Source organism: Spirillospora sp. NPDC052269 (genome assembly GCF_040679435.1).
GTDB lineage: Bacteria > Actinomycetota > Actinomycetes > Streptosporangiales > Streptosporangiaceae > Spirillospora.
The window spans coordinates 303,623-328,654 of sequence record NZ_JBFAUU010000001.1 but is presented as its reverse complement, the minus strand read 5'-3'; the positions used below and the strand labels follow the sequence as shown (position 1 = coordinate 328,654).

Annotated in this window: 25 protein-coding genes and 2 CRISPR repeat arrays; of the genes, 22 read left to right on the top strand and 3 right to left on the bottom strand. The window is 69.4% G+C overall.

All coding sequences use genetic code 11. The features are described 5' to 3' along the window. Positions 1-11 precede the first annotated feature (11 nt). From cas7g to AB0L06_RS01580, 5 genes are all read left to right on the top strand, one after another. Positions 12-1,151 carry a type I-G CRISPR-associated RAMP protein Csb1/Cas7g gene (gene cas7g, locus AB0L06_RS01600; protein ID WP_500228951.1) on the top strand — a complete coding sequence of 380 codons (1,140 nt, stop codon included), beginning with the start codon at positions 12-14 and terminating at the stop codon, positions 1,149-1,151. Between the two features lie 4 nt (positions 1,152-1,155). Further along, positions 1,156-2,556, top strand: a complete 1,401-nt coding sequence (gene csb2, locus AB0L06_RS01595) for a type I-G CRISPR-associated protein Csb2 (RefSeq protein ID WP_500228950.1) — start codon at positions 1,156-1,158, stop codon at positions 2,554-2,556. A gap of 1 nt (position 2,557) precedes the next feature. After that, positions 2,558-5,338 (top strand): type I-G CRISPR-associated helicase/endonuclease Cas3g, encoded by a 2,781-nt coding sequence (cas3g, locus tag AB0L06_RS01590; RefSeq protein ID WP_500228949.1) that lies wholly within the window; start codon positions 2,558-2,560, stop codon positions 5,336-5,338. After that, complete coding sequence (locus AB0L06_RS01585; RefSeq protein ID WP_500228948.1) at positions 5,325-6,293, top strand: type I-G CRISPR-associated protein, Cas3-extension family; 969 nt, start codon at positions 5,325-5,327, stop codon at positions 6,291-6,293. Before cas3g ends, AB0L06_RS01585 begins: the two co-directional genes overlap by 14 nt. A 163-nt stretch (positions 6,294-6,456) precedes the next feature. After that, positions 6,457-7,091: direct repeats of the CRISPR family, unit length 37 nt; unit sequence GTTTCACCGGCCCATGCGGGCCGGTCCTCATTGCGGC. Between the two features lie 109 nt (positions 7,092-7,200). After that, positions 7,201-7,532: direct repeats of the CRISPR family, unit length 37 nt; unit sequence GTTTCACCGGCCCATGCGGGCCGGTCCTCATTGCGGC. Positions 7,533-7,964: 432 nt separating this feature from the next. Continuing rightward, on the top strand, positions 7,965-8,477 hold the full coding sequence (locus tag AB0L06_RS01580; protein WP_500228947.1) for a DUF4760 domain-containing protein: 513 nt from the start codon (positions 7,965-7,967) through the stop codon (positions 8,475-8,477). Positions 8,478-9,210: 733 nt separating this feature from the next. Here AB0L06_RS01580 and AB0L06_RS01575 read toward each other — a convergent pair. Next, positions 9,211-10,041 carry a protein phosphatase 2C domain-containing protein gene (locus AB0L06_RS01575; RefSeq protein ID WP_500228946.1) on the bottom strand — a complete coding sequence of 277 codons (831 nt, stop codon included), beginning with the start codon at positions 10,039-10,041 and terminating at the stop codon, positions 9,211-9,213. Then, positions 10,034-10,873: a sigma-70 family RNA polymerase sigma factor gene (locus AB0L06_RS01570; protein WP_500228945.1), complete on the bottom strand. Its 840-nt coding sequence runs from the start codon at positions 10,871-10,873 to the stop codon at positions 10,034-10,036. Before AB0L06_RS01570 ends, AB0L06_RS01575 begins: the two co-directional genes overlap by 8 nt. Before the next feature lie 403 nt (positions 10,874-11,276). Here AB0L06_RS01570 and AB0L06_RS01565 point away from each other — a divergent pair, with 403 nt between their 5' ends. From AB0L06_RS01565 to AB0L06_RS01530, 8 genes are all read left to right on the top strand, one after another. After that, complete coding sequence (locus AB0L06_RS01565; protein ID WP_500228944.1) at positions 11,277-11,705, top strand: hypothetical protein; 429 nt, start codon at positions 11,277-11,279, stop codon at positions 11,703-11,705. Positions 11,706-11,805: 100 nt separating this feature from the next. Continuing rightward, positions 11,806-12,081 carry a hypothetical protein gene (locus AB0L06_RS01560; protein ID WP_500228943.1) on the top strand — a complete coding sequence of 92 codons (276 nt, stop codon included), beginning with the start codon at positions 11,806-11,808 and terminating at the stop codon, positions 12,079-12,081. Then, entirely contained in the window at positions 12,081-12,434 is a 354-nt protein-coding gene (locus AB0L06_RS01555) for a WhiB family transcriptional regulator (protein ID WP_500228942.1), read from the top strand. Before AB0L06_RS01560 ends, AB0L06_RS01555 begins: the two co-directional genes overlap by 1 nt. 107 nt (positions 12,435-12,541) lie before the next feature. After that, positions 12,542-13,189 carry a hypothetical protein gene (locus AB0L06_RS01550; protein ID WP_500228941.1) on the top strand — a complete coding sequence of 216 codons (648 nt, stop codon included), beginning with the start codon at positions 12,542-12,544 and terminating at the stop codon, positions 13,187-13,189. Then, on the top strand, positions 13,186-13,368 hold the full coding sequence (locus AB0L06_RS01545; RefSeq protein WP_500228940.1) for a hypothetical protein: 183 nt from the start codon (positions 13,186-13,188) through the stop codon (positions 13,366-13,368). The genes AB0L06_RS01550 and AB0L06_RS01545 overlap by 4 nt, the downstream gene beginning before the upstream one ends. 267 nt (positions 13,369-13,635) lie before the next feature. Next, on the top strand, positions 13,636-13,971 hold the full coding sequence (locus tag AB0L06_RS01540; RefSeq protein WP_500228939.1) for a hypothetical protein: 336 nt from the start codon (positions 13,636-13,638) through the stop codon (positions 13,969-13,971). 87 nt (positions 13,972-14,058) lie between these two features. Further along, the gene (locus tag AB0L06_RS01535) at positions 14,059-14,664 is read left to right on the top strand and encodes a hypothetical protein (protein ID WP_500228938.1); all 606 of its coding nucleotides are present in this window, start codon (positions 14,059-14,061) and stop codon (positions 14,662-14,664) included. Between the two features lie 264 nt (positions 14,665-14,928). Then, positions 14,929-15,690 (top strand): DUF5131 family protein, encoded by a 762-nt coding sequence (locus tag AB0L06_RS01530; RefSeq protein WP_500228937.1) that lies wholly within the window; start codon positions 14,929-14,931, stop codon positions 15,688-15,690. Here the strand turns inward: AB0L06_RS01530 and tcmP are convergent. After that, positions 15,659-16,837 carry a three-Cys-motif partner protein TcmP gene (gene tcmP / locus AB0L06_RS01525; protein WP_500228936.1) on the bottom strand — a complete coding sequence of 393 codons (1,179 nt, stop codon included), beginning with the start codon at positions 16,835-16,837 and terminating at the stop codon, positions 15,659-15,661. The two genes, AB0L06_RS01530 and tcmP, sit on opposite strands and share 32 nt — an antisense overlap. Positions 16,838-16,966: 129 nt before the next feature. Between tcmP and AB0L06_RS01520 the strand changes: the two genes are divergently transcribed. The 9 genes from AB0L06_RS01520 (at position 16,967) to AB0L06_RS01480 (ending at position 24,877) form a co-directional block, all read left to right on the top strand. Further along, a complete protein-coding gene (locus AB0L06_RS01520; protein WP_500228935.1) occupies positions 16,967-18,574 on the top strand; it encodes a hypothetical protein in 1,608 nt (535 codons plus the stop codon). A gap of 35 nt (positions 18,575-18,609) precedes the next feature. Next, positions 18,610-18,963: a hypothetical protein gene (locus tag AB0L06_RS01515; RefSeq protein WP_500228934.1), complete on the top strand. Its 354-nt coding sequence runs from the start codon at positions 18,610-18,612 to the stop codon at positions 18,961-18,963. A 332-nt stretch (positions 18,964-19,295) separates the two neighbouring features. After that, entirely contained in the window at positions 19,296-19,850 is a 555-nt protein-coding gene (locus AB0L06_RS01510; protein ID WP_500228933.1) for a hypothetical protein, read from the top strand. A 78-nt stretch (positions 19,851-19,928) separates the two neighbouring features. Next, complete coding sequence (locus AB0L06_RS01505) at positions 19,929-20,111, top strand: hypothetical protein (RefSeq protein ID WP_500228932.1); 183 nt, start codon at positions 19,929-19,931, stop codon at positions 20,109-20,111. Continuing rightward, positions 20,099-20,407, top strand: coding sequence for a hypothetical protein (locus AB0L06_RS01500; protein ID WP_500228931.1), 309 nt, complete (start codon positions 20,099-20,101; stop codon positions 20,405-20,407). Before AB0L06_RS01505 ends, AB0L06_RS01500 begins: the two co-directional genes overlap by 13 nt. Then, positions 20,404-21,483: a hypothetical protein gene (locus tag AB0L06_RS01495; protein ID WP_500228930.1), complete on the top strand. Its 1,080-nt coding sequence runs from the start codon at positions 20,404-20,406 to the stop codon at positions 21,481-21,483. Before AB0L06_RS01500 ends, AB0L06_RS01495 begins: the two co-directional genes overlap by 4 nt. A gap of 49 nt (positions 21,484-21,532) precedes the next feature. Continuing rightward, positions 21,533-21,883, top strand: a complete 351-nt coding sequence (locus tag AB0L06_RS01490) for a hypothetical protein (protein WP_500228929.1) — start codon at positions 21,533-21,535, stop codon at positions 21,881-21,883. Between the two features lie 77 nt (positions 21,884-21,960). Continuing rightward, entirely contained in the window at positions 21,961-24,279 is a 2,319-nt protein-coding gene (locus AB0L06_RS01485) for a hypothetical protein (protein ID WP_500228928.1), read from the top strand. Positions 24,280-24,544: 265 nt separating this feature from the next. Then, positions 24,545-24,877 carry a hypothetical protein gene (locus AB0L06_RS01480; protein WP_500228927.1) on the top strand — a complete coding sequence of 111 codons (333 nt, stop codon included), beginning with the start codon at positions 24,545-24,547 and terminating at the stop codon, positions 24,875-24,877. The last annotated feature ends 155 nt before the right edge of the window (positions 24,878-25,032 follow it).

Here is a 25,032-nt window from a genome sequence, read left to right as displayed (position 1 = left end):
GGGATGGTCGGATGGTTGCGCGGGTGGTGGAGCGGCTATTGGCCGCTGTGGGTGAGGATCGGGTGGACGCGGGGGTCGCGGTCCATGGGGTGTATCGGCCGGCGGCCGATGACAAGGTGATGCCGCCGACGTTCCCCGGTGGCCCCTACCTGTTGGAGTCGCGGCGCGTGGAGGGTGAGGCGCGGGCGACGGTGGTGCTGGATCAGGTGCCGTCGCAGGCCAACCGGATCGAAGAGGCGCTGCTGGCAGCGCGGGACAAGGGCCGGATCGAGCTGCCGCTGTTCGAGCTGCTGACCGAGACCGAGCGGGGGCGGGTGCGACTGACGTCGCTGGAGTTCCCGCACCGGTATGCCGATGCGTATCTGCGGGACAGCCTGGTGGACGGGGAGCGGTTCGACCGCAGTCCGGTGGGTCAGCGGCTGCGGCAGGTGAGTGCCGAGGATGTGCGTCCGCTGTTCGAGCGCGACCCGGGGTCGTTGATCTTCGGTGCGTGGGACTCGCATCGCAAGGGCCGCTGGCCGAAGTTCGCGCGGTTCTACTCCTCGTCGATGTTCGGCCTGGATCCCCAGGAGGGCGAGCGGCGCAGCATGCGCAAGGACCCGCTGAACCTGTCGGGGGCGATCGACGACAAGACCAAGGCCGAGGGCGACTGGAAGTTCGTCGCGGTCGGGGACAAGGCCAAGGGCAAGCGGCTCAGCGAGATCGGGCACGGTCATGCGTTGAGCGAGAAGACTCCGCCCGGCGGGATGGTGATCAGCGAGGGCCGGCGGGACGCGTGGATCTCGCTGGGTGGGCTGGAGCGGCTGCGGTTCGGGGATGCCTCCGAGGAGGCTGCGCGGTTGGCGCGGGCGACGTTGTTGGCGTTGGCGCTGGCCGGGGACCGGTTGGCGTTCGATCGGCCGTCGGTGTGGTTGCGGTCGGGGTGTGATCTGGTGCGGATGCGCGAGACGTTGGCGTTCGAGCGTGACGGCGGCGAGGTCGAGGAGTTCTCCCTGTCGGCGGCCGAGGCGATCGCGGTGTTCCACGAGTTGCGGGACCGGACGGCCGAGGCGGGGTTGGTGATGGCGTCCGACACGATCGAGGTGACGCCGATGCCGAGTCTGGCCGAGGCGATTCGGTATTCCGTGATGGCGGCTGTCGGCGAGGAGTGAGCCGGTGGCGGTGTCGATCGTGGTGCGGCTGCGTGATGGCCGGTACGACGCGGCGGGGCGTCGGGCCGATGTAGCTGAGTGGCCGCCGCATCCGGCGCGGGTGTTCTGTGCGCTGGTCGCGTCGGCGACCGGTGAGGAGCACTGGGATGCGTTGCGGTGGCTGGAGGCGGCCGGGACGCCGGAGGTGTGGGCGTGTGAGGAGTTCACGCAGGTCCGGCGTGAGGGTTTTGTGGTGGCCAATGCCACCGACAAGAAGGCCAGCAGCCAGCACCGGTTGGGCCGTTCTGGCCGGAAGAAGACGCGGCTGAGCGCCGAGCCTGCGTGTCCGGAGTTCGCTGTGGTGTGGCCGCACGCCTCACCGTCCTCGGATGTGTTGAGGACGTTGGTGCGGTTGGCGCGTGGCGTGCCGTATCTGGGGCGTTCGACCTCGCCGGTGACGCTGAGTGTGGTGGATGAGGTGGTGCCCGAGCGGGCGGAGTGGACGCGGTTCACGCCGGTGCGGCTGGGTGATCCGACTGAGTTCGCTCGGCTGCGGGTGCCTTATGGCGGGTACACCGATCAGTTGCGCAAGCTGTATGCGCAGGGTGAGCGGTCGTGGAACGCCGACCAGGAGATCCCCTATGCCCGTCCGGGTGTTTCGCCGCCGGAGCCGCCTGCGGCGTCGGTGTTCAACGAGTTGCTGGTGTTCGGGTTCGCGTCCGGAATGGTGAAGCCGCCGGGTGATGCGGTGGTGGCGGTGTCGTCGGTGCTGCGGGCGGCGGTGATGGATCGGATCGGCACCGACATCCCGCCCGAGATCAGCGGGCACGGGGCTGACGAGTCCGCGCATGTGGCGTATCTGGCGTTGCCGAACGTCGACAACCCGCATGCTGATGGCCGGCTGCTGGGTGTGGGAGTCGCGATCCCCGAGACGCTGCCGCGGAACGCCTATGCCCGGTTGTGGGGGGCGCTGGTGGAGCGTCCGCTGGAGTACCTGACCTACGGCAACGGCGGCAGGTTGCCGGTGGAGTTCCAGCCGAGTGCGCCGGGTTGGGGGTTGCGGCCGGAGCGGTGGACGGCCGGTCAGCGTCGTGGTGCGCGGACCTGGGTGACGGCGACGCCGATGATGCTGGACCGGTTCCCCAAGCGCCGGCGCGGCGATGACGGGATCCTCAAGGAGATCCAGCGTTCGCTCGAGGTCGCCGGGTATCCGCCGGTGCGGGAGTTGGAGTTCTCGCCCGCGTCGTTGACCCGGGGCGCGGTGCATCGGCCCCGGCGCGGAACGGTGCCGTCCAACCGTCCGCTGCGGCCGTTGGTGCATGTGAAGGTGACCTTCGAGCGGCCCGTGGTCGGGCCGGTACTGCTGGGCTCGATGCGGTACCTGGGCTTGGGGTTGTTCGCGCCGCAGGGAGGCGGACGTGAGTGAGTTGACCGCCGACGACTTCGACGCGTTCGTCCGCGAGGTCCACGGGCACGGACCGTTCCCCTGGCAGCAGGCGCTGGTGGCCGACATCCTCCAGACCGGGTGCTGGCCCGACATGCTGGATGTGCCGACCGGGCTGGGCAAGACCTCGCTGATCGATGTGTTCGCGTTCGTCGCCGCCGCCCGGACGAGCCTGGCGCGGCGCCGATTGTTCTTCGTGGTCGACCGTCGGCTGATCGTGGACGAGGCGTACCGGCACGCCGACCGCCTCGCCCAAGCCCTGGCCGACCCGCCGGGCCCGTATGCGCAACGCGTCGCCCAAGCGCTGCTTCAGACCGGCGACCAGACGCCGCTTCAGGTGACGCGGATGCGCGGCGGGGTGACGTGGTCGTGGCGGTGGCTGGACCGTCCCGACAGGTTCGCCGTAGTGGTCGGCACCATCGACCAAGTCGGCAGCCGCCTGCTGTTCCGCGGATACGGAGTGGGCGAGCACCTGCGGTCCATCGACGCAGCGCTCGTCGGAGCCGACAGCCTGATCGTCCTCGACGAAGCCCACCTGGCCGAACCGTTCCGCCAAACGCTACGCACCATCCAGGAGTTGGAACCGGGCGAGCACGCCCCGCTCCTGGTGACGATGTCGGCCACACCCCCGGACGAGGACGAGGCCAAGGTGCACCGGATCAGTGACGCCGATGAGCGGCATCCGGTCGCTCGGCGCCGGTTGAACGCCGAACGTCGAATGCATCTGCTGGCGCCCAAGGTGACCAAGAAGTCCGCTCCCACGGTGCTGCCGCAGGTCATGGCCCAGTGGGCCACCAGGTTGGCCGGGGCTGAGGGCTCGGGGCGGGTGGTGGCGGTGGTCTGCAACACCGTGGCACGCGCCCGCGCGGTGTTCGACCAGCTCGACGGCGCGGTGATGCTGACCGGGCGCATCCGGCCCGTCGACCGCGACTACCTGCTGCACCGCTACTACGACCGGCTCCGCGCCGGACGCACCCGCGCCCCCGGGCCGCCGCTGATCCTGGTCGCCACCCAGACGATCGAGGTCGGCGCCAACCTAGACGTGGACGCGATGGTGACCGAATCGGCCGATTTGTCAGCCCTGGTCCAGCGGCTCGGACGCCTCAACCGACTCGGCGACCTGCCGACCAGCCACGCCCTAGTCGTCCACGACACCAGCGTCGGCGACGACGACCCCGTCTACGGATCCGCCCGCCAGGCGACCTGGGACTGGCTGTCCGACCATGCCCCCGCCCTGCCCGCAAAGGCAACCGACCTGGGCGACGGGCTGCTGGTGTCACCTACCGCATTGCGGCAGCTCACCGCCGAGATCACTCCAGAGCAGCGCACCCACATGCGGCCGCCTGCGCCCTACACCCCGCAGCTGACCGCCGGAATCCTGGACGCCTGGACCAGGACGTCCCCACCACCTCACCCAGATACGCCCGTCGCGCCGTTCCTGCACGGACTCCAGCGTGGGCAGGCGGACGTGTCGATCGTGTGGCGTGCTGGCCTCCCCAGCGACCCCGCCGCATGGGAAGACTCGCTGCGAACAGTGCCGCCCGCCACCGAAGAGATGCTCCAGGTCCCCCTCGCCGCCGCACGCCGCTGGCTCGCCGGACTGGTCGACGACACCGTCTCCGACCTTGAAGGACAACTCGAAGCTCTCGACGACGCTGAACCCAGCGGGTACGTCGCCGTCCGGTACACGGCCCCGGACAAGTCCACCGCTCCCATCACCGCCGCAGACATCAAACCGGGAGACCTGATCGTGGTCGCCGCCGAACGTGGTGGCTGCGATCAGTACGGATGGAACCCCGCCTCATCCGCCCCAGTGTCCGACGTCGCCGACCTCGCTGAACGCCGTGGACGACCGATCCTGCGCCTGCGTCGTGAGCTGACAGCAGTGCTGGAGCTCTACCATCCCGAACTGATGGAAGGGTTCGCACTGCTGCTGGCGTTGGTGAACGAGCCGGAAGACCCGCCCTCCTCGGCCGTCGTCCGAAGCCAGTTGCCACTGCCGGACACCGATCAGCTTCCGCTTCAGCGGAATTTGCAGCGTCTGCGGCAACGCTGCACCGTCCTCGCCGCTCCCGCCGATGCTGGGCCAGCACTAGTGTTGGCTTCCCGCGGTGGCGGGTTGCGTGGCGACGAAGGTGCTCTCGAGTCCTCCGCTGGCATGCGTCGTGCCGTCCTGTTGGACGACCATCAACGAGAGGTCGCTGAACAAGCTGCCGCGTTCGCCGCCAACCTGGGGCTCACCGAACCGCTCAGTCAAGCCGTCAGCCTGGCCGCGTTGTTGCATGACGAGGGCAAACGCGACCCGCGCTTCCAGGCGATGCTCTATCAGCGGCCCCTGCGGACCCTCCCCAGCGATGTCGCGGCCCGCGCCAAGTCAGGGATGGATCCCGCCGATCGCGCCGCGTTCCGCCGCGCCCGAATCCAGGCTGGGTACCCCGATGGACTGCGCCACGAAGCTCTCTCAGCTCGAATAGCCCAACAGACCCACGTCCTTGACGATGCGGTCGTCCACCTGATCGCCAGTCATCATGGCCGTTCCCGCCCCCTCCTGCCTCCAACGCTCGATCCTGATCCGCAGCCCTTGGCCATCGGCTCTCTGCAGGTCACCGACCACAGCGTCGACTGGAAGGCCCCCGAACGCCTCAATCGCCTCAATCGGCAGCACGGGCGTTGGCAACTCGCGTTACTGGAGGCCATCGTCCGGCTGGCTGACATCTGGTGCTCCGAGCACGACGAGGAAGGACCTGCACTTGAGCAGCGTTGAACTCCCCGCCCTCAACGGGACCGACCCGTTGGGATTCCTCGCCGCGCTCGGTCTGCTGCGCGCCCTGACCGGTGAGCAGTCCACTCCTGTGGAGCTGTCGTTCTCCGACTTCACCGGTCGCGCCGTCCTCCACAGCGACCTGAATTCCACCGACCAGATCGCCAAGGCATTGGAGAAGGTCGTCCAGCAGGCCGGGCCGGACACCGCCATCGTTGGCGTCGACGACCGCTTCCCGCTACGCCGCCCCAGCCAAAACGCCGTCCGCGCCAACAAGCAGGCCGGCGGCGAGAAGGACCCCATGCGTGTCCCCCGCGACCAGTACCCCCAACTGGCCGCCAAGGTCGCCGAACTCGGGGACGAGGCCAGTCGCTGGCTCACCCACCTGGTCACCGACCTCGCGGTCGACGGCAAGGGTCAAGCCGCCCTCACCCCCTACTGCGCCCCCGCAGGCAAACAAAGCCTGCGTTCCTTCTTCGCCACCCCGCTCCAACGGGTACGCACCGAACCCGCATACCTCCACGAGGCACTCACCGCTTGGCGCCGCGTCGACAACTTCACCGGCGAATACCTCGACTACCGCGTCATCCGCGACGCCGCCGACCATCCCCACGGCAAATCCACCGAAGCAGGCGTCCCCGGAGCCACCTGGCTCGCCACTCAAGCCCTCCGCCTCCTCCGCCTCACCGGCGACGGCGACCGCGTCGCCGCCACCCTCTGGCACCGCCACGGCCGCCGCCCCGTCATGATCTGGCCCCTCTGGGCCCAACCCCTCAGCCAGCTCGCCACCCAAACCCTCCTCGAACACCCCGCACTCACCCCCACCTCCGCGCCCGCCCTCACCGTCCCTAGGCGCCCGCTCCAGCAGATGAGCGTGTTCACTGTCGCCGCCGCAGAACGCAGACCTCTCCGCGACACCAAGTCCGCTGGCGTCCTCCTCCCCCTCGCCGTCAGCTGACGACCTGGGGCTTTGTCTCCGGTCCTGTATCCGCTTCGGAACCTCAAGTGCCCACGGATTCCCAGGGAGGTTCCGAAGCACAAACGGGGCTACTAAACCCCAAAGCGGACACAGATAGGGTCGCATGTCAATCACTGAATGTGATAACACCTGCTCATCTACCGTTTCACCGGCCCATGCGGGCCGGTCCTCATTGCGGCACGTCCGGCGACACGGGCATGCTCGCGATCCAGTTGCGTTTCACCGGCCCATGCGGGCCGGTCCTCATTGCGGCTGGATGGACAGGACCCTGCTGGTCCCGTTGTCGTGCGGGTTTCACCGGCCCATGCGGGCCGGTCCTCATTGCGGCGTCACGAACGTGACCGTCTACGGCCCGGAGGGTCCCAGCGTTTCACCGGCCCATGCGGGCCGGTCCTCATTGCGGCTCCTTCGACGCCGTCCGCTCGGCGTGGGCCTGGCGGACGTTTCACCGGCCCATGCGGGCCGGTCCTCATTGCGGCGTCCGGGCGGGCGCGGACCCGGAACGGCTGGCGCAGGCGTTTCACCGGCCCATGCGGGCCGGTCCTCATTGCGGCTTTACCGGCAAGCCGCGAGGCGACGTGGGTGAGGGGTTTCACCGGCCCATGCGGGCCGGTCCTCATTGCGGCGCGCCGACCGCGATGTTCGCGATGCGCAACGTCTTGGGTTTCACCGGCCCATGCGGGCCGGTCCTCATTGCGGCTTCGATTGGGACCACGACGGCGAGGCCGATCACGTGGGCTGTTTCACCGGCCCATGCAGGCCGGTCCTCATTGCGGCTATAGCGGTCTACTCTCGAACCATGACCCCTGAGGACCAGTTTCACCGGCCCATGCGGCCGGTCCTCATTGCGGCCGGACGGACGCCATGTACCTGACCGCGGATCCGGGGTTTCACCGGCCCATGCGGGCCGGTCCTCATTGCGGCGACCCGGCCAAGCTGACCTCGTAGCGCGCGACCACGCTGTTTCACTGGCCCATGCGGGCCGGTCCTCATTGCGGCTGGTCAATCGCCGCCCACAATTGCGGCCGCCCGGCCGAGTTTCACCGGCCCATGCGGGCCGGTCCTCATTGCGGCGGCATGGTGACGGTGGTCGACGAGCCGAGGACGCGGGTTTCGCCGGCCCATGCGGGCCGGTCCTCATTGCGGCCAGGAGTCGCGTGACGGCGGCGCGCCGTTCCGGGGCTTCACCGGCCCATGCGGGCCGGTCCTCATTTCGGCCGGCGTCGTTGAGCCAACGCAGCCACACTGGCTCGATGCGTTTCACCGGCCCATGCGGCCGGTCCTCATTGCGGCGGGGTCCGCGACGTGCTCGGGAGAGCGCGAACCCATGGAAGCCGAGCGCCGAGAATCACCAAGTTGACCAAGGAGCCTGCGATGACCTGCACAGGCCCGTTGCCTGGCCCTCAACTCACCGAGATCGACACCCAAGGCACGATCTGAGGCCGGTTACCAACTCCCCCAGGTGACGGCCATTCCGCTGTCAGGCGAAGCTTCGCCTGCCAACGACGCTGACATGTTCATCGCGCACCGTTCGCAGCAGTCTGTGTCACGTGCATCAGTTTCCTGGCACTCCAAAGGAGATCCTGAAGGAGCGGACCCCTGCTGACAACAGCCGCGCTTGCACCATTGCATATCAGATAGGAGGAGGCCATGAGCCTCTCCTCGCTATTGAGCATAGTCAGTCTGGCCCTGTCCACCTTTTCCGTGATCACTTCTGTTGTTCTTCTGAGTCGACAAACGACCTTCATTCGCCAATCCAACCATCTTCCAGTTTCGGTCGACCTCGCACGCGAGTTTAGATCAGATGATTTTCTGGAGGCTCAAAACTATGTCGTGAATACCTTGAAAACCGAGCACAGTCCCGATGCGGGCGTTTCGGAATTGCCACTGGAGGCCAGGAAGGCAATCGACAAGGTTACTTCATATTTCACCGGCCTGGGCGCGATGGTGGCCCAGGGAATCCTTGACGAGCCGTTTGCCACCAACTTCATGGGGTACCGAGCGAATCTGATTTGGATTGCACTGGAACCATATATTCTCCGTGAGCGATCACTGAGAAATGATAGTGACTATTTGATCTTCTATGAAGACCTGATATGCCGGATCAGGGAAAATTGGCCTCCGAGCGCCGGGCGATTCGACTTGCGTAGCCTTCAAAGGTAGCGCCAGGTCTGCGCATGAGAAGCCTCGTCAATGGCCGATGACGGATGCCTCTGCCAGAACGATTCTGAATGGAGAGAACTGCCACTCCAGTTCAGGGCAGCACGTCATCCTCTGGGCCTACACCGAAGAAGAACTCCGCAAGCCTGGCTCAAGGTCTCAATGCGGCGCCGATAGCGCGCCGAGCCGTACGGTTTGCCAGCTTCTTCGCTTCGCGTACCCGCTGAGCCGCTTCGCCGGGAGGCAGCGACTGGGCCGCTGCGGCCAAAATGCTGCGAAGACGGCCCCAGACATCTTGACCGAGGACGCCCCGACCTCACCGGCGACAGTGTCCTCACTATCAGTACGCAGGCCGCTCCCGCTGAAACCTACCCTGAACCCTGGAGGCTACAAGCAGTGGCCTCACTCAGGATCGGCTGTCACTACTGACGTTCCCGCCCTCGGAACGGTAGCGGCACCAGGATTCCCGGATTGACTCACAGGGCATATCCGAGTAATGAGGCGGGAGTTCGTAGACGTTGAGCTGTTCTGGAAGGGCAATCGGATCCGGCGGTTCAGTAGCGAAGTCGCCCCTGACGACCAAGGCGATCTGTACGAGCTGTTCGTTGATGCGACCGGTCGCGACCCGTTGAGGCGCGGGCGTGATCAGGAGGACTACGAGATACGGATCCGGGTACGCGGCAAGGCCCGAGTCCCGATCACCTACACAGGCCGACGGGGCTGACGCTGAGTGTCGTCACTCGACGTCTTCCAGGCTGATCAGGACCGCGGTGGCGTCGTCGTGGCGCTTGGAGCGTGGCCAACGGGTGCGGTCTGGGTCTGAGTTCTCGATCTCGCGGACGCGTCGGAGCCATGCTGCAGGGCCGTTCTGGGTCAGGTCGTGGAAGCACTCGTCCCAGGTCACCGCTCTGAAGGGCTCCACGGGCCGGGCTCCGCCATCGGAGAACAGGAGAGCGTGGGTCAGGTCTGCCAGTGGGACGTGGCCTGTTAGTGCGTGGTCGGCGGCCTCGGGTTCGCCAGCGGCGATCCAGTAGCCATCGGGATGGTTGCGGAGTCGCCGTTCCTCCGTCACCAGGGCGCTCCACAGCTTCGAGTCCTGACCGTCAGCTCGCCGGAGCGCGGTTCGTTGCTTCACAGCCCCCTGCTTGAGGCGCTGATCAGTGATGACGTCGTTCTGGGCACTCCCCCGGAGTACGAGGAAGGAGTCCCCCAGCACCAGCCATTCCAGGTCCTCGCCGTTTCGGCGAACCGCCACCACCGTGGAGGACGGTGACACCGGGTGGCTCGGATCGCAGGTGTCGGCATGCGCCAGGGCCGTCTTTTCGATCGCCTGCTTCAGGGCCCCCGCCAACGAGCTGCCTGGCTCGCCCGCTGCGTCAACCATGCGGCTCCCCAGCGTGCGCACGAACCAGGGCACCCCGTGTCGGCAGCCTGTCTCCGCACCTGGTGGCACGCCTGATCCGTCCAGCAGAACGACCAGGTCTGGGGCCGCAAGGACGTAATCCTCATTGGGGCGGCCGGGCTGCTTGGCTCGGCTGGCGAACGAGATCTCCACCTCTTCACGCACCTCCTGAGCGACGCAGCGGGCGGGTGAGCGCTCGTGTGGAGAGGATCTCCTCTGCATCGGGGTCGTACTCGGAGATGATCACCATGGAGAAGGGGTCTGTTCCGACCTCGTCATAGAGCTCGGCCAGATGGTCCTTCAGGTAGTGAGAGGCACCAAGGGATCCGATCGCGTGGACGCCCGCGATGTAGAGGAACGTCCCCTGCCCGTCCGGCCGGGGAAGCCGTCCCAGGTATGCGATGTCCTGGTGTCCGGGGTTGTCGGGGTCGTCCGCCGGCGAGACATGCGTCTCGCTGGTCTCCCGCTCGGTGATCGCCCACCGGGCGTCTGGGAGCTGGTGAAAGTCGAGCCGCGGGTCTCCCTGCAGGGCGGCAGCTGTGACGGGTGATGTCTTCGGGCCGCAGATCACCACGAGGTCTTCGCGGTTGAGGTCGATCTCGCCGGTCAACGGGATGTACTCGAGGTCGCCGGCCAGTCCGAGCGATGACGCCAAGCTCAGGACGGTTTGGCCCGTAGCGGCGTCGGCGCGGGCAACGAGGCGACGCCCGCCTGGCCGCTCCGGCACCGCCACGCTGAGCCGCCCGATTCCGAGGAAGGCGCGCTCGGGGGCGGGGCCAGCGTCCTTGAGCTGCGCGACGCGGGCGCGGCTGACTCCCATCAGCCGCGCGACATCAGCCATCGAGCGGCCATGGTCACGAAGCCATTGGATGCTCTCGCGCCGCACGCGAGCCGTCTCCTTCACGGCGTCCTGCAGCTCCGTCATCAACTTCGCCGCCTCACGCGCCCTGACCTCGTGGTCTTCGATCCGTGCCAGGCGCCGAACCTCCTCGATCACGCATCCCCTTCCCTGCCGCTCTCAGCCGCTCACCGCGGATCTCTCCACAGACTAGTGATAAGGGGGGCTTGACAGCACGAGGGGCACGGTGTCACTGTCTTGCTAACCCCCCCTTAACACCAAGGGATGAGGGGAAACGCCCCTGAATGATCAGGGACGACAACTGAAGACGCAGCCCTGTTGGGATGGCGATCCACGAGGCCCCCGCAGCGGTCACCGCGATTGATCGTTTTGGAAGTGCGGCGCTTGCGTCGTCTGGTCCGCATCCAGGGTTCCTCTGCCTGGTGCGGAGCGGTGGACACGAGACCGCGCATCACCCCCCGGTTTGATCTCGGAGGTACTCGTGAAGCACAACGGCCGTTCCCCTATCGCCCTCAGCTCCCTCCCCCTGAACCATGTGACCTTGCGCCGTCCTGACGGCGAATGCTTCGACGGTGAGCGCACGATGATCGTCTGTCCCGACTGCGGTGCCTGGGTGTCCCTCCGGCGGCACATGGTGCTCCCGCACCGGATCAGCCGCTACACCGACGAAGAGATCCACGCCTTCGCCACTGGCCTCCGTCCGGCCCCGCGCTCGCGCCGAGAGGAGCGATGCCCCGGATCCGCTCAGCGGGTGGTCGTCGACCTGACCCATGAGACCTGGCGGGAGCTGCTCACTGAAGCCGACCGCGACGCTTCCACTCGGCGTACTGCCCGGACCGCGGTCAAGCCGACCCCGGCGACTCCGCCGTCTCTGATCCGGATGGCTGCGGCGCGGCGTGATCGCGAGCTCGCTGCCCGGTCCGCCCGCGCGGCCCTGATCGTGGCGTCCCCCCGGGCCGACGCCGTCTAGTCCCCTTCGCACTCCCAACGCGAGCGCCCAGCCGAGCCCCGTTCCCGGGGCGCTGGGCGCTCGCTGCTTCTCCACCCGACATCCTTGATGGGAGATCCCCATGTTCGACCGCACCGTCTCGCGGCTGGTTGACCGCGCCTTCGCGCACCAGCGGGTCCTGGACAAGCTCGCCGGACCGTCCGCCCCGGCCGGCCCCGCTCACGGTTCGTGCCGCCCGCCGCTCCCGGCCTCGCCCTGCTGCGCCGCGCCGTTGACGGGCGGGCCCGCGGTTCTGTGGTGTGGCCAGTGCGGACACCAGATCCACGCCTCCCACCTCGACCGCGAGGTCACCGCGCCCCAGCAGGCCCCGGCCGATGCCGATGGGCGGTGGAAGTGATGAGGACCCGGACGTCCCTGGGCACCCTCCAGCGCATCCACCGTCCCGAGCCGATCGGCTGGGAGGAACGGCCCTGCATCGACACCGGGGACGAGCTGTGGTTCGGCCCCGGTGACGGTGCCGAACGAGAGAGCCTCAAGGAGGCCCGGCGGCGGGTCCAGCTGGCGAAGCAGACCTGCGCCGAGTGCCCCCTGACGCTGCGGCGGCACTGCCTGGAGCAGGCGCTGCAGTTCTCGGCCGAGGACCAGCACGGCGTGTGCGGCGGCCTGGACGCCCGCGAGCGCCGCGCTCTCCTCAACAACCGTGCGCGGTCCGTCGACGAGATCGGCCCCGGCGCGGAGTCGGCGGCCTAGCAGCGCCGACATCCCCCCTACATGTCGAAGGCCGCGTCGCGGCCGACCTCAATTCCGAAGTCATCAGCGACCCATCCCGCGCCGATGCGCGGGAGCAAGGAGTGTCCATGTCCCCCGACTTCCTGCGCGCCCTGGACCCGAGCAGCACCGGCGTGTTCTGGATCAGCGAGGCCGATGACCGTGACCGCGCCAGCGACGGCAAGTCCCGGTACGGCGTCTACCTGCGGCAGAACCTGCACCAGTTCGACCCGTGGGGCGAGAACACCATCGGCACCGACCCGGTGGAATTCGTCGCCGCGGCATGGCAGGTCGCCACAAGCCCGGTCATGTCCCCGCCCTACCTGCACTGCCGCTGGGACCGGCTCCTGTCGACCAGGATCTTGCGCGCCGAGAACGGTGCCGCGTTGGCGAACCTGGAGCTGGTCAGCTCGACACCGTCGCAACTGGAGCTTGCGGGTCTGGCGCGGAGCTGGAACTCCTGGAGCCACAGCCCGAGTTTGGGCGCCTATCTGGAGCCCTCGGAGCAGATGATGGCGCAGCGGCCGACGCTGCTGCCGTGCATGAGCCTGCTGTGTCCGGTGCAGGCCGACCAGCTCTACAAGCCCTCCCCGGCCCTGAACGGGATGCCCACCGAGCAGCTGGACGAGGATCTGCTGACCAGCGAGGCCAAGCACGCCGTCGCGACGCTGGCGACCACCCTGAACACCTTCCTCGAGGGAGTGGTGGATGCCTTCGAGGGCAGGGAGGCGCGATGAGCGCCCGGCTCGTAAAGATCCGCCTGTCCGGCCCGCCCGCCGATCTGCAGCAGGTCATCGACACCCTCGCCGAGCACGTGGACGTGCATGAAGCGTCCGCGCCGTATCCCAACCGCCGCGACCCGGGAGTCCGCCGCTACCTGCTGGTGGAGCTCCCGCCTGCTCAGACGGGCTCGTGAGCGTAGCCCGCTGCCTGAACGCCCAGATGACCGCGCGGGCCTGGCCGGTGCACCACCACCGGCCAGGCCCTGCCGATCTCTTCCAGAACCAACCTGGAGGACCGACATGTCCATCTTCACCCGCCTGCGCGGTGCACGCACCCGTCGGCGGCCCTGCCCCGCATGCGCTGGCCGGAACCGGGTGTGGAACCCGCCGGTCGGCGCGATCACCTGCCCGGTATGCCATCCCGGGACCGCACTCCCGGCCTGGGTGACCAGGGGGACGCCGTGATCAACCCGCTGCGCGACGCCCACGGCATTCCCGATCTGTCCCGGCTGGCCGACTGGACCGCCAGCTGCGATGCCTGCCCGGCCACCATCACTCTGGCCCACATCGACCCCTGGTTCGTCAGCCGCTATGACGCCACGCTCTGCCCGTCCTGCTGGCACGCCGAATCCGACCGGCTCATTCACCTGGCACTGCGCCCAGACGGCCCGCACGGCGCCCTGGCCGATCTGTATTTCCTGTCGACTCGCACCAGGTACCTCGCCCGCCGCCTACTGGCCCGTGCCCGGCTTCACCTCCCCGGCAGACACCCCCGTCGCCTGCGGCCCGCCGCGTGACACCACCCAGCCCTAACCGCCCCGCCTTCACTCCCCGATCCCGCCCGGGACCGGGATCACCTGCTCCGACCGTCCTCAGGAGGTCCGATGCCCCACCCCGAACGCCACCTCGCGCCCATCACCGACCAGTCCCCGCTCACCACCGCCCCCAGCCCGGCCGCCGCCCCCTCACCCCCCGTGCAGCCGACCGGTGACCTCTCTCCGCTGGCCACGGCCTGGCACGAGGCCCTCGACATCGCCGAGCTGCAGGAGGATGAGTTGCGGATGCGCCGCATCCGCTTCGGCTTGGCCGCGGCGTTCTTCACCATGGGCGCGACCGTCACCGGCGCGGCCCTGGCTACCCTGCACCCGATCTCGCACCTTCCGACCGTGACCATCTCCACCGTCCCCGCCGCGATTGTCGCCGTCGTCGCACTCGCGGGCCTGACCCGGATGTTCCAGGACGCCACGAACCGCGTCACCGAGACCTACCGGATCACCCGGAACGGCTGGCGGCTGCGGCTGGCACGGCGCTGGTACGCGCCCGGTTCCTACGTCCGCCTGCGCCACGAACCGCACACGTTCGCCGTCGTCCTGGGCTGGGCCGAGGACCCGGCCTGCGCCCAGCCCTGGGTGCTGATCCAGCAGGACGGGCAGAGCGCCCGCTTCGTCCCCCTGCACCACATCCAGCCAATCCCGCCTCGCAACGGCTGACCCCGACCGGTCACACACGCCCGTTCGACGGCCCGCCGCCTCACCGCCCAGTCGAGACGGCGGGCCGTCCCATTGCGATCCGGATGACCACTCGGCCAGCCGCCAGCGGTGTCCTCGGCGTACCCCGCCTCCCGGAGCCATCAGAAAGGGGGGTTACGGCGGTGCGTCGGGAACATTGCGTCCTTTGTGGGGCCAGCGCTGGCCCCGCCCACCAGAAAGCGATACAGCTTGACCAAGTCCACGATCCAGAAGAGGTGACCATCGTTGGCCACAGCCACCGGCATCGAGTGGACGGATGCGACCTGGAATCCCACCACCGGGTGCGACCGCACGTCCCCCGGCTGCGACAACTGCTACGCCCTCGCCCTGGCCCGAAGGCTCAAGGCCATGGGGGCAGCCAAATACCAGGCCGACGGTGACCCTCGCACTTCCGGCCCCGGGTTCGCGCTGACCCTGCACCCCGACACCCTGAACCAGCCCCGTACCTGGCGGACGCCGCGGATGGTGTTCGTCAACTCCATGAGTGACCTGTTCCACGCCCGAGTCCCCCTGACCTTCATCCAGCAGGTGTTCGACGTCATCGCCGACACCCCCCAGCACACCTACCAGGTCCTCACCAAACGCGCCCGCCGCCTGCACCGCCTGTCCCACGAGCTCGACTGGCCGCCGAACCTGTGGATGGGCGTGTCGGTCGAGAACGCCGATGTTCTGCACCGGGTCGACGACCTACGCGCCGTCCCCGCCACGGTCCGGTTCCTGTCCTGCGAACCGCTGCTGGCCCCCCTCCCGGGCCTCAACCTGGACGGCATCGGCTGGGTCATCGTCGGCGGCGAGTCCGGGCCCGGCCACCGGCCGGTGGACCCGAATTGGGTGCTGGACATCCGAGACCTCTGCCAGGAGGCTGCGGTTCCGTTCTTCTTCAAGCAATGGGGCGGCCACACCCCCAAGGCCGCCGGACGCACCCTGCAGGGACGGCACTGGGATCAGATGCCGATCACGCGGTCCTTGAGGACCGCATCAACGTGATCTCCCGGGTCCGGGGCTTGCTTTTCCCGCCATTGGGCGCACGGGCTGCGAAGCCGAGCTCGACCAAGTCGTCGACCGCCTCGCGGACTGTGCTCTCAGTGGCCACGCCGTACACCTGGCCGAACACCTCCGCCGTGCGGTCCACCAACCGGTAGCCACGGAGCTGATGCAGCAGGCTGGCGAGATTGTCGGTGACCGAGATCAGAGCCTGGTCGGCCTCCCTGGCGATCCTGGCCTCCATGAGATCGGCACAGGTAAACAGCGTGCCAGGTTCTTGCAGGTCCTGGATGCGCGCCAGGTGACGTAGCCAGGCTTGCCGCGCGCGAGCGGCCGCGTCAGCGAATACCCACAACCCATACTTGCTCCGGGTGAAAAACACCAGGTGGTAGATCGGCTGCTGGCCCAGCTTGCGGTAGACCGGCACCAGCACCGCCTGCATCCCGGTCGCCTCGCCCAGCCGCTTGGCATACTCGATCGCCAACGCATTGAGCACCGGCTCGAAGGTGGCGCCGGGGGCTGCCTCCCGAACCTTGCGTACGACCTCGCGCCACCATCCGCCGCCGCACGCGCGGTCCATGGCGTTCTGGTTCTCCAGCCCCTTCAACAACGCCCCTGATACCCGGCGGGACAGGTCGGCGCTGAAGTTCAGCAGCACCTCGGTCTTTGGATCACGACGCGGACCGGTCAGCACTTGGGTCAGCTGGTCAAAGCTCACGCCCTCCCCACACGGGTCCAAGAACATGAACAGCGGCGCGTCTCCCGCACGTTCGACAACCTCAAGCAAGTAGCGCTCCACCCGGCCCTGCCGGGCAGTGACGTTCAGCCCCTGCGCCTGATAGTCCGCAACCACCGTCTTCAACTCCGCGAAGCTGGTGTGGCGACGCTCGATGAAGAACGCCTCCAGTTGCCGCGTCTGCTTCAGCGACGCCATCGCCTTCATGATCCGCTCAGCGGAGGCCGGGCGCCCATCGGGATAGCGGCCTCGTCCGGCAAACCCATCCAGCACCACCACCCGCCGGCCACGTGCGGTTGAACCGGTCATCGCCATGAACGGCTCCAGGTAGGCGCTGAGCAGTTCGTGTTTGAACACCGACTGCGCATGCGGATCGGCCTCATCCAGCAATCCGGCATTGGTGCCTGTCGCCACACGCCCTCCCGCGGCCGTCCGCGACTCACTACCTCAACCGAGATCTACGCCAGCACGACTACGGCGTCAACAAACCCGTCAACCCCGCACCTGCGTGGACACACCCGTCCATCCCTCAAGGAAGCGACCATGGACCTTCCTCACTACCTTTCCGATCACCCAGACCAGGGCATCGCGGCCGCGATCGCCGCCGCCGTCCTCGGTGGGATCGCCCTTTGGCGGTTGTCCCGCGCCGCCCGCAAGCTGCTGGCCGGGCGCCAGGCCGAGGACGTGCTGACGGTGGTCGCCGCGACGCTGGCGACCAGCCTGGCGGCCTCGGGCATGTGGGCCTTCTTCCGTGACGTCCTGCACCTGCCTGGATGGGCGCGGGTCTTGCTGTTCTCGTTCGCTGAGGTCGCCACCATCGCCTCGGCGTTGCGCGCCCGCCGCGCGGTCCGCGACAGCAAGGACCACTCGGCCGGGGTGGACGGCGCGGCGATGTGGGGCTTCACCGCCCTGTCGGCGGTGCTGTCCACCTTGGATGCCGACTCCTTCCGGGCCGGGATCTTCCGCATGTTGGTGCCGCTGGCAGCTGCATGGCTGTGGGAACGGGGCCTGGCCGCCGAGCGGCGTCGCGCGACTGGCAAGTCCCGCAAGGTCCACTCCAAGCTGCACCTGGACCGGATCCTGATCCGCCTGGGCTTGGCCGAACCGGTGGACCGGACGGCCGCCGACGTCGATGCGCACCGGCGCCTCACCCGCGTGGCGCGGGCGGCCAAGCATCTGCGTGCGCTCCGCGCGGCGGGTGACCAGATCAAGTCCCACCGCCTGGTCCGCGCTCAGAAGCGGCTGGACCGGGCAATGGAGGGCGCGGTTGAGCACGCCCACCTGTCCACCGACCCCGACCGGCAGCAGGCGCTGCTGGCGCACCTGGCCCCCCTGTACCACTCGGCCTCGCTCGCCGAGCTCGCGCCTACGGCGCCCTGGGAACTCCCCCAAGAGCAGGTGCAGGAGCCGCGGGCGCTGCCTACCCCGCCGATGCCGCCGCGTAGCGACGGCGAACTGGTGGCACTGGGCTACGACGCGGCGCGTGTACAGGACTTCCTCGCTGAGCGCGGCGTCCAGCTCGACCCCAGCGACATCACCCGTCACCTCCCTGCGGCCCCTCGACCGGAGGCGACTCGGGCAGACACACCCGCACCGGAACAGGTCCCGGACCTCCCCCAGGACGGGACCGGGCAACAGGTCCCGGACCCGCTGACGCCGTCGCCTGGGACCGGGTCCCGTGCGGACGCGGCATCGGGTCCCGCGCCCGCCGCGCCGGACGTCGTAGATGTGGATCCGGACCTGGTTCCCGGACCTAGTACGCAGATCGCTGCCCCGTCGACCGTCGAGCTTGACGCGGACCGGTCCGCCACGGCCGCCCCCGACCCCGGCGAGCGCCCTTCTCCGCTTCCTCCCGCAACTCCCGTGGAGTCAGCGGAGGGCCAGGCGGAGCGGCGGCCTCGCCCGGTCCGACGGCGTCACCGGGCGTCCTCGTCCCGAGCCAAGGCGCGGCAGAAGGCCGAGCCGAGCGACGAGGAGTTGCTGGAGCAAGCACGTGCCGCAGATCAGGCATACCGGGACGAGCACGGCCGACACATCCCCGCCGAGAAGCTCGCCCGCGTCCTGCAGATCCGTAAGGCCCGCGCGACCCTCCTAACCCAGCAGATCCGCCGCCCCGCACTCCACTCGGTCGCCGAGCCACCCGCCGGATGACCTGCACATCCTTCACAACGTGAGGAGTTCATTCGATGTCACGCAACCCGCTTCGTACCGCTTCCAAGCCTGCCGCCGATGAGGACGCATCCAACTCGGCGGGCTGGCTGGGGCGCACCATGGCCCGGCTCGGCCTGCCGGACGCGCTGATGGTGGCCGGTGCCACCGCAGGCGGTCTGTGGCTGCTCGTCACGTACCTGCTGATGATGAGCACCGGACCGGCGATCGTGCTGTCGCTCGCCGTCGGAGTCGGCGTGTTCAGCTGGGCGCTCGCACAGATCGACCGCCACCGGTCCCGCACGCACTCCAGCCCGCCCCGGCCGGACGGGGCCGAGGACGCCGACTCGCAGGCTCCGGACGGGCAGGCGCAGCAGGTCCGGGATGCCTAGCCCAACCGGCCCTCGCTGGCAGGTCCGCCTGGTGCGCCGGACCACTCTTGGGCTGGCGGCATGTGCCGCCGTCACCATGAGCGGTCTCCTGCTCCTTTCGCTCTGCCTCCCCCGGACGCCCAGCGCCGTCGGGAGGGTGTCAACGACCCGAGCCGTCCTCCCGAACTGCCACCCGCCCGGACCTGCCCACTGCGCGGGACCTACGTGGTTCTGGCTGGAAGTCGCCCGAGGCGACGGAAGCAGATTCACGGTCCAGGTCTTCCGGACCGCCTTCACCAAGTGCCCACTGCACCAGCCCTATCCGGCGTGCGCCCACAACGAGAGGTAGCCGCATGACCCCCAACGCCACGACCGCCGAGACGGACCTTGAGCCCTACGGCCAGGCCCTGGAGGGGACGCGAGCCCAGGCCGCCGCCGAGCAGTACGTCGAGGCTGGCCTGATCGCCGAGTCCCTAATCGGGCAGTTCCACGGGCGGCTCCCCGCCACCCGGCGCGCCCAGCTTCTGTACGACCTGGCGGTGCAGCGCGCCGTCCAGGCCGACACCACCACCGCCGCCTATGGCTTCGAGCTGACCACCGACGGGGTCCCGCGCCCGCTGTCGGCCGCGCTGCGCGACGAAGCGGTGCTGATCTCGGCGTTGGCCGCCACCGAGCACGCGCTCGCGACCGGCCAGGCTCGCGTTCCGGCCGCCATCCCGGCGCTGGACGCCCCCATCGCGGCGGTGCTGGACGAGCTCGCGTCCGCCGACGCCCCGGCGGACCGGTTCGACCTGGTCGCCGACCTGTACGAGCCGCTGGAGCCGCTGGTCGGTGACCAGACCGCCCGCCAGATCTGTGAGCTCGGCGACCGATACGCCCTCACGACCGCTCAGGAGCGCACGGCCTGACCCGCGCTCCCCCTTCTTCACTCATTTCGGCCTGGCCGCCCCGACGCGGCCAGGCCGCTTGTCTTCCTAGGAGTTCCGATGACGCTGTTTCTGGTGCTCTGTGGCGTCCTGGTCGTGCTGTTCTGGTTCCAGGCCACGTCGCGCATCGTCATGGTCACGCTCGTCGCCTGGGGGCTGCTGGCCGCCAGCACCTCCATCGGTCGGGCGCTGCTGGGTCCGCTGCACTCGCTGTCCGGCGCGATGGACGGGTGGCTGAAGTGACCACCCGCATCAACAACACCGCCGCGAGCACGCCCGAACCCGGTGCGTTCCGCCAAGCAACGTCGTCCGTCTGGCGGAACCGCCCCACCTGGGGAGCGTGGATGTTCCTGCTCGCGGCCCCGGGCGGGGCCCAACTCGGCCTCGAGGTGCCCTGGTGGATCGTCGCCGCCGTCCAGTGGCCGCTGTACGGCGGCCTCTGGGCGGCCGTGGTGGCCGCCGACCTGCGCCGCCGCCCCGACCACGGGCACCGCGTCCCGCAGGTTCTGTCCGACCCGGAGCACGGAGGTGCGTCGTGATCGAGCTGTTGCTGCTGGGAGCGGGCGGGTTCGCGGGCGGTGTCCACGCCGTCCGCAAGAACCGGGCCCAGCATGGCCCCCAGGCCAATCGTCGCCCGCCGCGGACCGATTCGCTGCTGGTCAAGGCGTGGAATGCGTCCGGTGCGCCCGGTACCAGCGAGACGATGCTCGCCGACGCGCTCGCCGACCTGGGCGGACGAGCCGTCGGCAACGGCACGCGCGGCGCGTGGAAGAAGGGCAAGGCGGCCAAGCCGTGGGCCGAGGCACGCTGGCAGCAGCGCGAGGCCAACGGCGGAACCGCGACGTTCTTCCGCCGCCGCAAGCCCACCCGCTCCGGGAGCTCCGGTCCCGCTCTGCAGGGCAGGGTGGTCCCGCCCGGCGGGCCCCAGCCGCCCGGACCTGCGGGGCCGTCTCAGCCTCGTTCGCCTGGGCCTTCGCCCAAGCCGTCCGGCGGGCCGAACGGGAGCCCGGCCGGGAGCACGCCCGTCCCGGCCGGCCCGAACGGCAGCGGGTCCAGTCCTGTTCCTGGAGGGGCGGGAAATCCTGCGGCCAGCCCGAACGGGTCCCGGCCCGTCCCAGCCGCACCCGGTCGAAGCCCCGCCGCACGCCCTGCCGGGCCACCGCCGCAGGCCGCTGGTCCGGGCGGTGGGCCCGGCGGAGGTGGCGGAGCGGCGGCCAATCGCCCGGCCACCCGGCGCGAGGCCCAGCGGCTGGCCCCGACCGGACGTCGCCGCAACGGCCGCGCCCGGCGTCCCCAGCGGGCACAGACCCGCATGCGAGTGCTGGGTCCGCTGCGCCTGGACGTCCCCGACACCGACGCCGAGTTCCTCGACACCGCCGCCGAGCTGATGCAGATCCTGCGCGGCATCGCCGGCGCCGTGGAGGAGTGGACCGACCAGGTCGCGATCCGCAACCTCCCTCCGATCGTCGTCCGGCCGCTGTACATGGCGTCCGAGGGACTGGTGGATGCCTCGGCCTGCGCCGCGATGGCGACCGTCTCGTTCGAGGTCTGGTTCGCCGAGGCCCGCGAGGTCGCCGACGCCGGGATCGAGTTCACCGGCGACGACCCCGCCTGACCTCCCTCTTCCTCTCTCAACTCCGCTCGCTCTCTGGAAGGGAGTGCTGATGCCTCCACGCCGTCACCGGGGCTACCTGGTGGAATTCGATGATCCCGACAGCGATGGCGAGTTCCTCGCGACCTGCCTGGGGATCGGCGACCTGCTGGCCGTCGCATCCGACCTGGTGGAGGAATGGAGCGAAGGACTCGCCGAACGCGGCCTGCCCGCGCCGGTCCTGGCCCGCGTGGAACAGGCGGCCCTGGAGCTGGAGCAGTCCGCAGCCTTCGCCCGCCAGGCCGCCGTTAACTTCGCCGACTACTTCGAGGACGCCCGCACGGTGGCCGCCCGCGGCCTCCGCATCGTCGGTTCCTCCGGACGCCCCAAACGCGTCCCGAGGCGCTTGCCCCGCCGCACCTGATCCTGCCGAACACGGCACCGTTCCGGAACTCCCGGGACGGTGCCGTTCTGTCCGCCCTCTCGGGAAGGAGATCCCGCATGCATGGTCGTCCGGCCCGACACGGCCGTTCCTCAGTCCAGTTCGCCCAGCTCGCCCGCGTCGGTCAACTCGGCCGGTTCGCCGCCCGCAACGGCCGCCAACGCGGGGCTCGAAGGTCCCGGTACGACGACTTCCCGGTGCCCGAGGCCATGGCGCCGACGTGGGAGACCCAGCGCGGATCGCGCAGGCACCCCAGCCGGTCGGGCCTGGTCGCGCGCGCCGCGATGCGCGGCTACATCCGCTGGGTCGCCCAGTCACCCGACACCCGCGGTCTCGGCACCGGACTCGCTGCCCTCTATCCGGCCGGCCAGCTCAGCCACCACTACCTGGCCCACGACACGCTCACACTCGCCGCGTTCGCGCCACCCGCCGCGCTCGCCGCCTGGGTGGCGACCTACAAGACCCACGGGTCCCCGCGCTACTCCGGTGCGATCGCCGCCATCACCACCGCGATCCCCACCTGGCTGGCCGTGGCCGCCCACACCGGCGTCACCACCCTGCCGGTCCTGCTCTGGTACACGCTGGCAGCCAGCGGCCTGTGGTCGGCCTACACCTGGTCCGACGTCCTCAAGCAGCGCCGCCGGACCGCCGAGCTCCAGGCCCGATGGGAGACCATCGCCGGGCTCGCCGGGCTGGAAGGGTCCCGGCTGCTGGCCACCAAGACCACCCGCGTCGGTGTCCGTTTCAAGGTGGACGTCGGCGTGGACGGCCCGACCGGCGCCCGCCTCGAACGCGGGGACCTCGGCGTCCAGATCGCCCGCTGCTACGGCATCGGCGCCGACCAGGTCCAGGTCGACGAGGAGAAGAAGAACGCCCGCATCATCTGGATCACCATCCGGATGCGCGACATGTGGGCCGAAGAGATCCCGCACCCGGCGCTGGTCGACCAGGGCCCGGCCGAGGCCGCCAAGGCCAAGGGCAGCCGGTCCATCCTGGACGGCCCGTTCGTCCTCGGCACCGACCCCGAGACCGGCGAAGACTTGGGACTGGTCCTGTTCGACAAGGGCGGCGCCCGGCACGCCGAGATCGTCGCGTCCAACGGCGGCGGCAAGTCCAACGTCTTGTCGAACATCGTTCAGCAGGCCGCCGAATGCAACGACGTACTGGTCGTCGCCATCGACCTGGGCAAGGAAGTCATCCCCTCCCTGTGGGGCGCCTACCTGCACGACAAGGCCGGAGTCGGCGAAGAGGCCACCGCAATCGAGATCTTCGAGTGGATCGACGGCCTGCTGGACGAACGCGCGATCGCCTGCGCCGGCGGCACCCACAAGCCGTCACCGACGGCCCCCGCCGTCATCGTCATCGTCGACGAGCAGGACACCGCCTCCGGCTACGACTCCGATATCGCCCCCGAGATCAAGCCGGTCATCGCCAAGATCCACAAACGCGGCCGGTCCGTTGCCATCGCCATGGTCACCGCCAAGCAGCGCAACGTCGTCCAGCACACCGGTGACAAGGAAGGCTCGGCCAACGCCGTCACCACCGTCGTCGGACGGGTCTCCAGCACCAAGGAGATGACCAAGGCCGTCCCCGACTGGGAGTCCCGCGGCTGCCCCGACATGTCCACCTACGGCGACGGTGCCGAAGGCGTCGTCCTGCTGGCCCGCCAGGGCGGCTCCTGGCAGGCCGGACGCACCCGCGCCCTGTACGAGCCGGAGGCAGTGCAGGCTCTGGCAGCCGCCTACGGCCCCGCCGACGCCACTCTGGAACCGGAGATCGCCGCCAATCTGCCCGGCTACGCCGAACGGCACCCCGTCCCGGTGCCCGCGACCGCTGCGGCCGGCCCTTCGGCCACGCCGTCAGAAACTGCGTCGACCTCAGGGCCCGGCGCGCGACCGACACCCCCCGTCGACACCACCTCGAGGCAGTCACCCTCCGAGCCGTCCGACCAGGCTCCCGGCGACGGTGGCCCGCCGGACGGACAGGCTCGGGACTGGGGGTTCGACACCACCGACGAACAGGAGGTCGACAGGGCCGCCCATGGCCTGGTGGACAAGATCGACGCCTACGTCAACTCCGCCGCCGCCCCACCGCAGGAGGCCACCCAACTGGACGACCTGTTCGCCGCACAGCAGGCGATCGACGGAACCACCGTCCCCGACAACGTCCGCAAGTCGATCCTGCGGTTCCTCGCCGACCGCGGCCCGCAGGGCGCCCGCCGGAGCGAACTGGTGGCCTTCCTTGAGGAGCCCGCCTCCACCACCGCCCGATGGCTGGCCGCGCTCTACAAGCACAAGGTCATCGCGCGCGCCGGGCAAGGCCCCGCGACCCGCTACTACCTACCCGGCCACGCCCCCACCGGCGAACACGAACAGTAACCATCAGCGGTGCGGGTTCGTCTCACGAATCGTCTCACCCGATCGTCTCGCGAATCGTCTCACCAGGGCCCAACGCGCGCACGTGGTGGACGAGGCCCCCACCGGCGAGACGATCGAGACGATCCCGCGAGACGATCCCGTCCCCGCACGCACGGTAATGCCCGCCCGCACACGCGGGCCCACCCAAGCACCTTCGCGCGCTCCGGCGCGCCCACGCACGCCTCATCCCACGCGCCTCTGCCACCCGGTCGAAAGCGAGTCCCTCATGGACATCTCTCGCGCGTCCCTGCAACTTGTCCGCCTCATCAACACCGCGCCGCCCAACCCGGCCCCCGCCACCCCGCCCGCTCTCCACCACGACGCGACCGGCGCCGGCGGTCTGCTGTTCCTCGCACTGGTCTTCGGGCTGCTCCTGCTGGGCAGCTACCTGGTCTCCATCCGACGGCACCCCTTCCGCCCCTGCCGGAGCTGCAGCGGCACCGGGAAGAAGCACAGCTCGCACTTCACCGACGCCCACCGCGCGTGCCGACGCTGCGGCGGCACCGGCCGCCAGAACCGCCCCGGTGCCACCGGCCGCTACAACCGCACCCGCCACTGACGCCCGACCGACGACCCCGCCAGCCCGGACGGCCAGCGCCGTCCGGGCTTTTCTTCACCCACCCAAACCCCACCTGGCACACCCGCCGCAGCGCTCCCGCTCCGCGAGGAACGCTTCCCTGCTGAGGAGCGCGCTCCGACCCGCACACGTTCGCG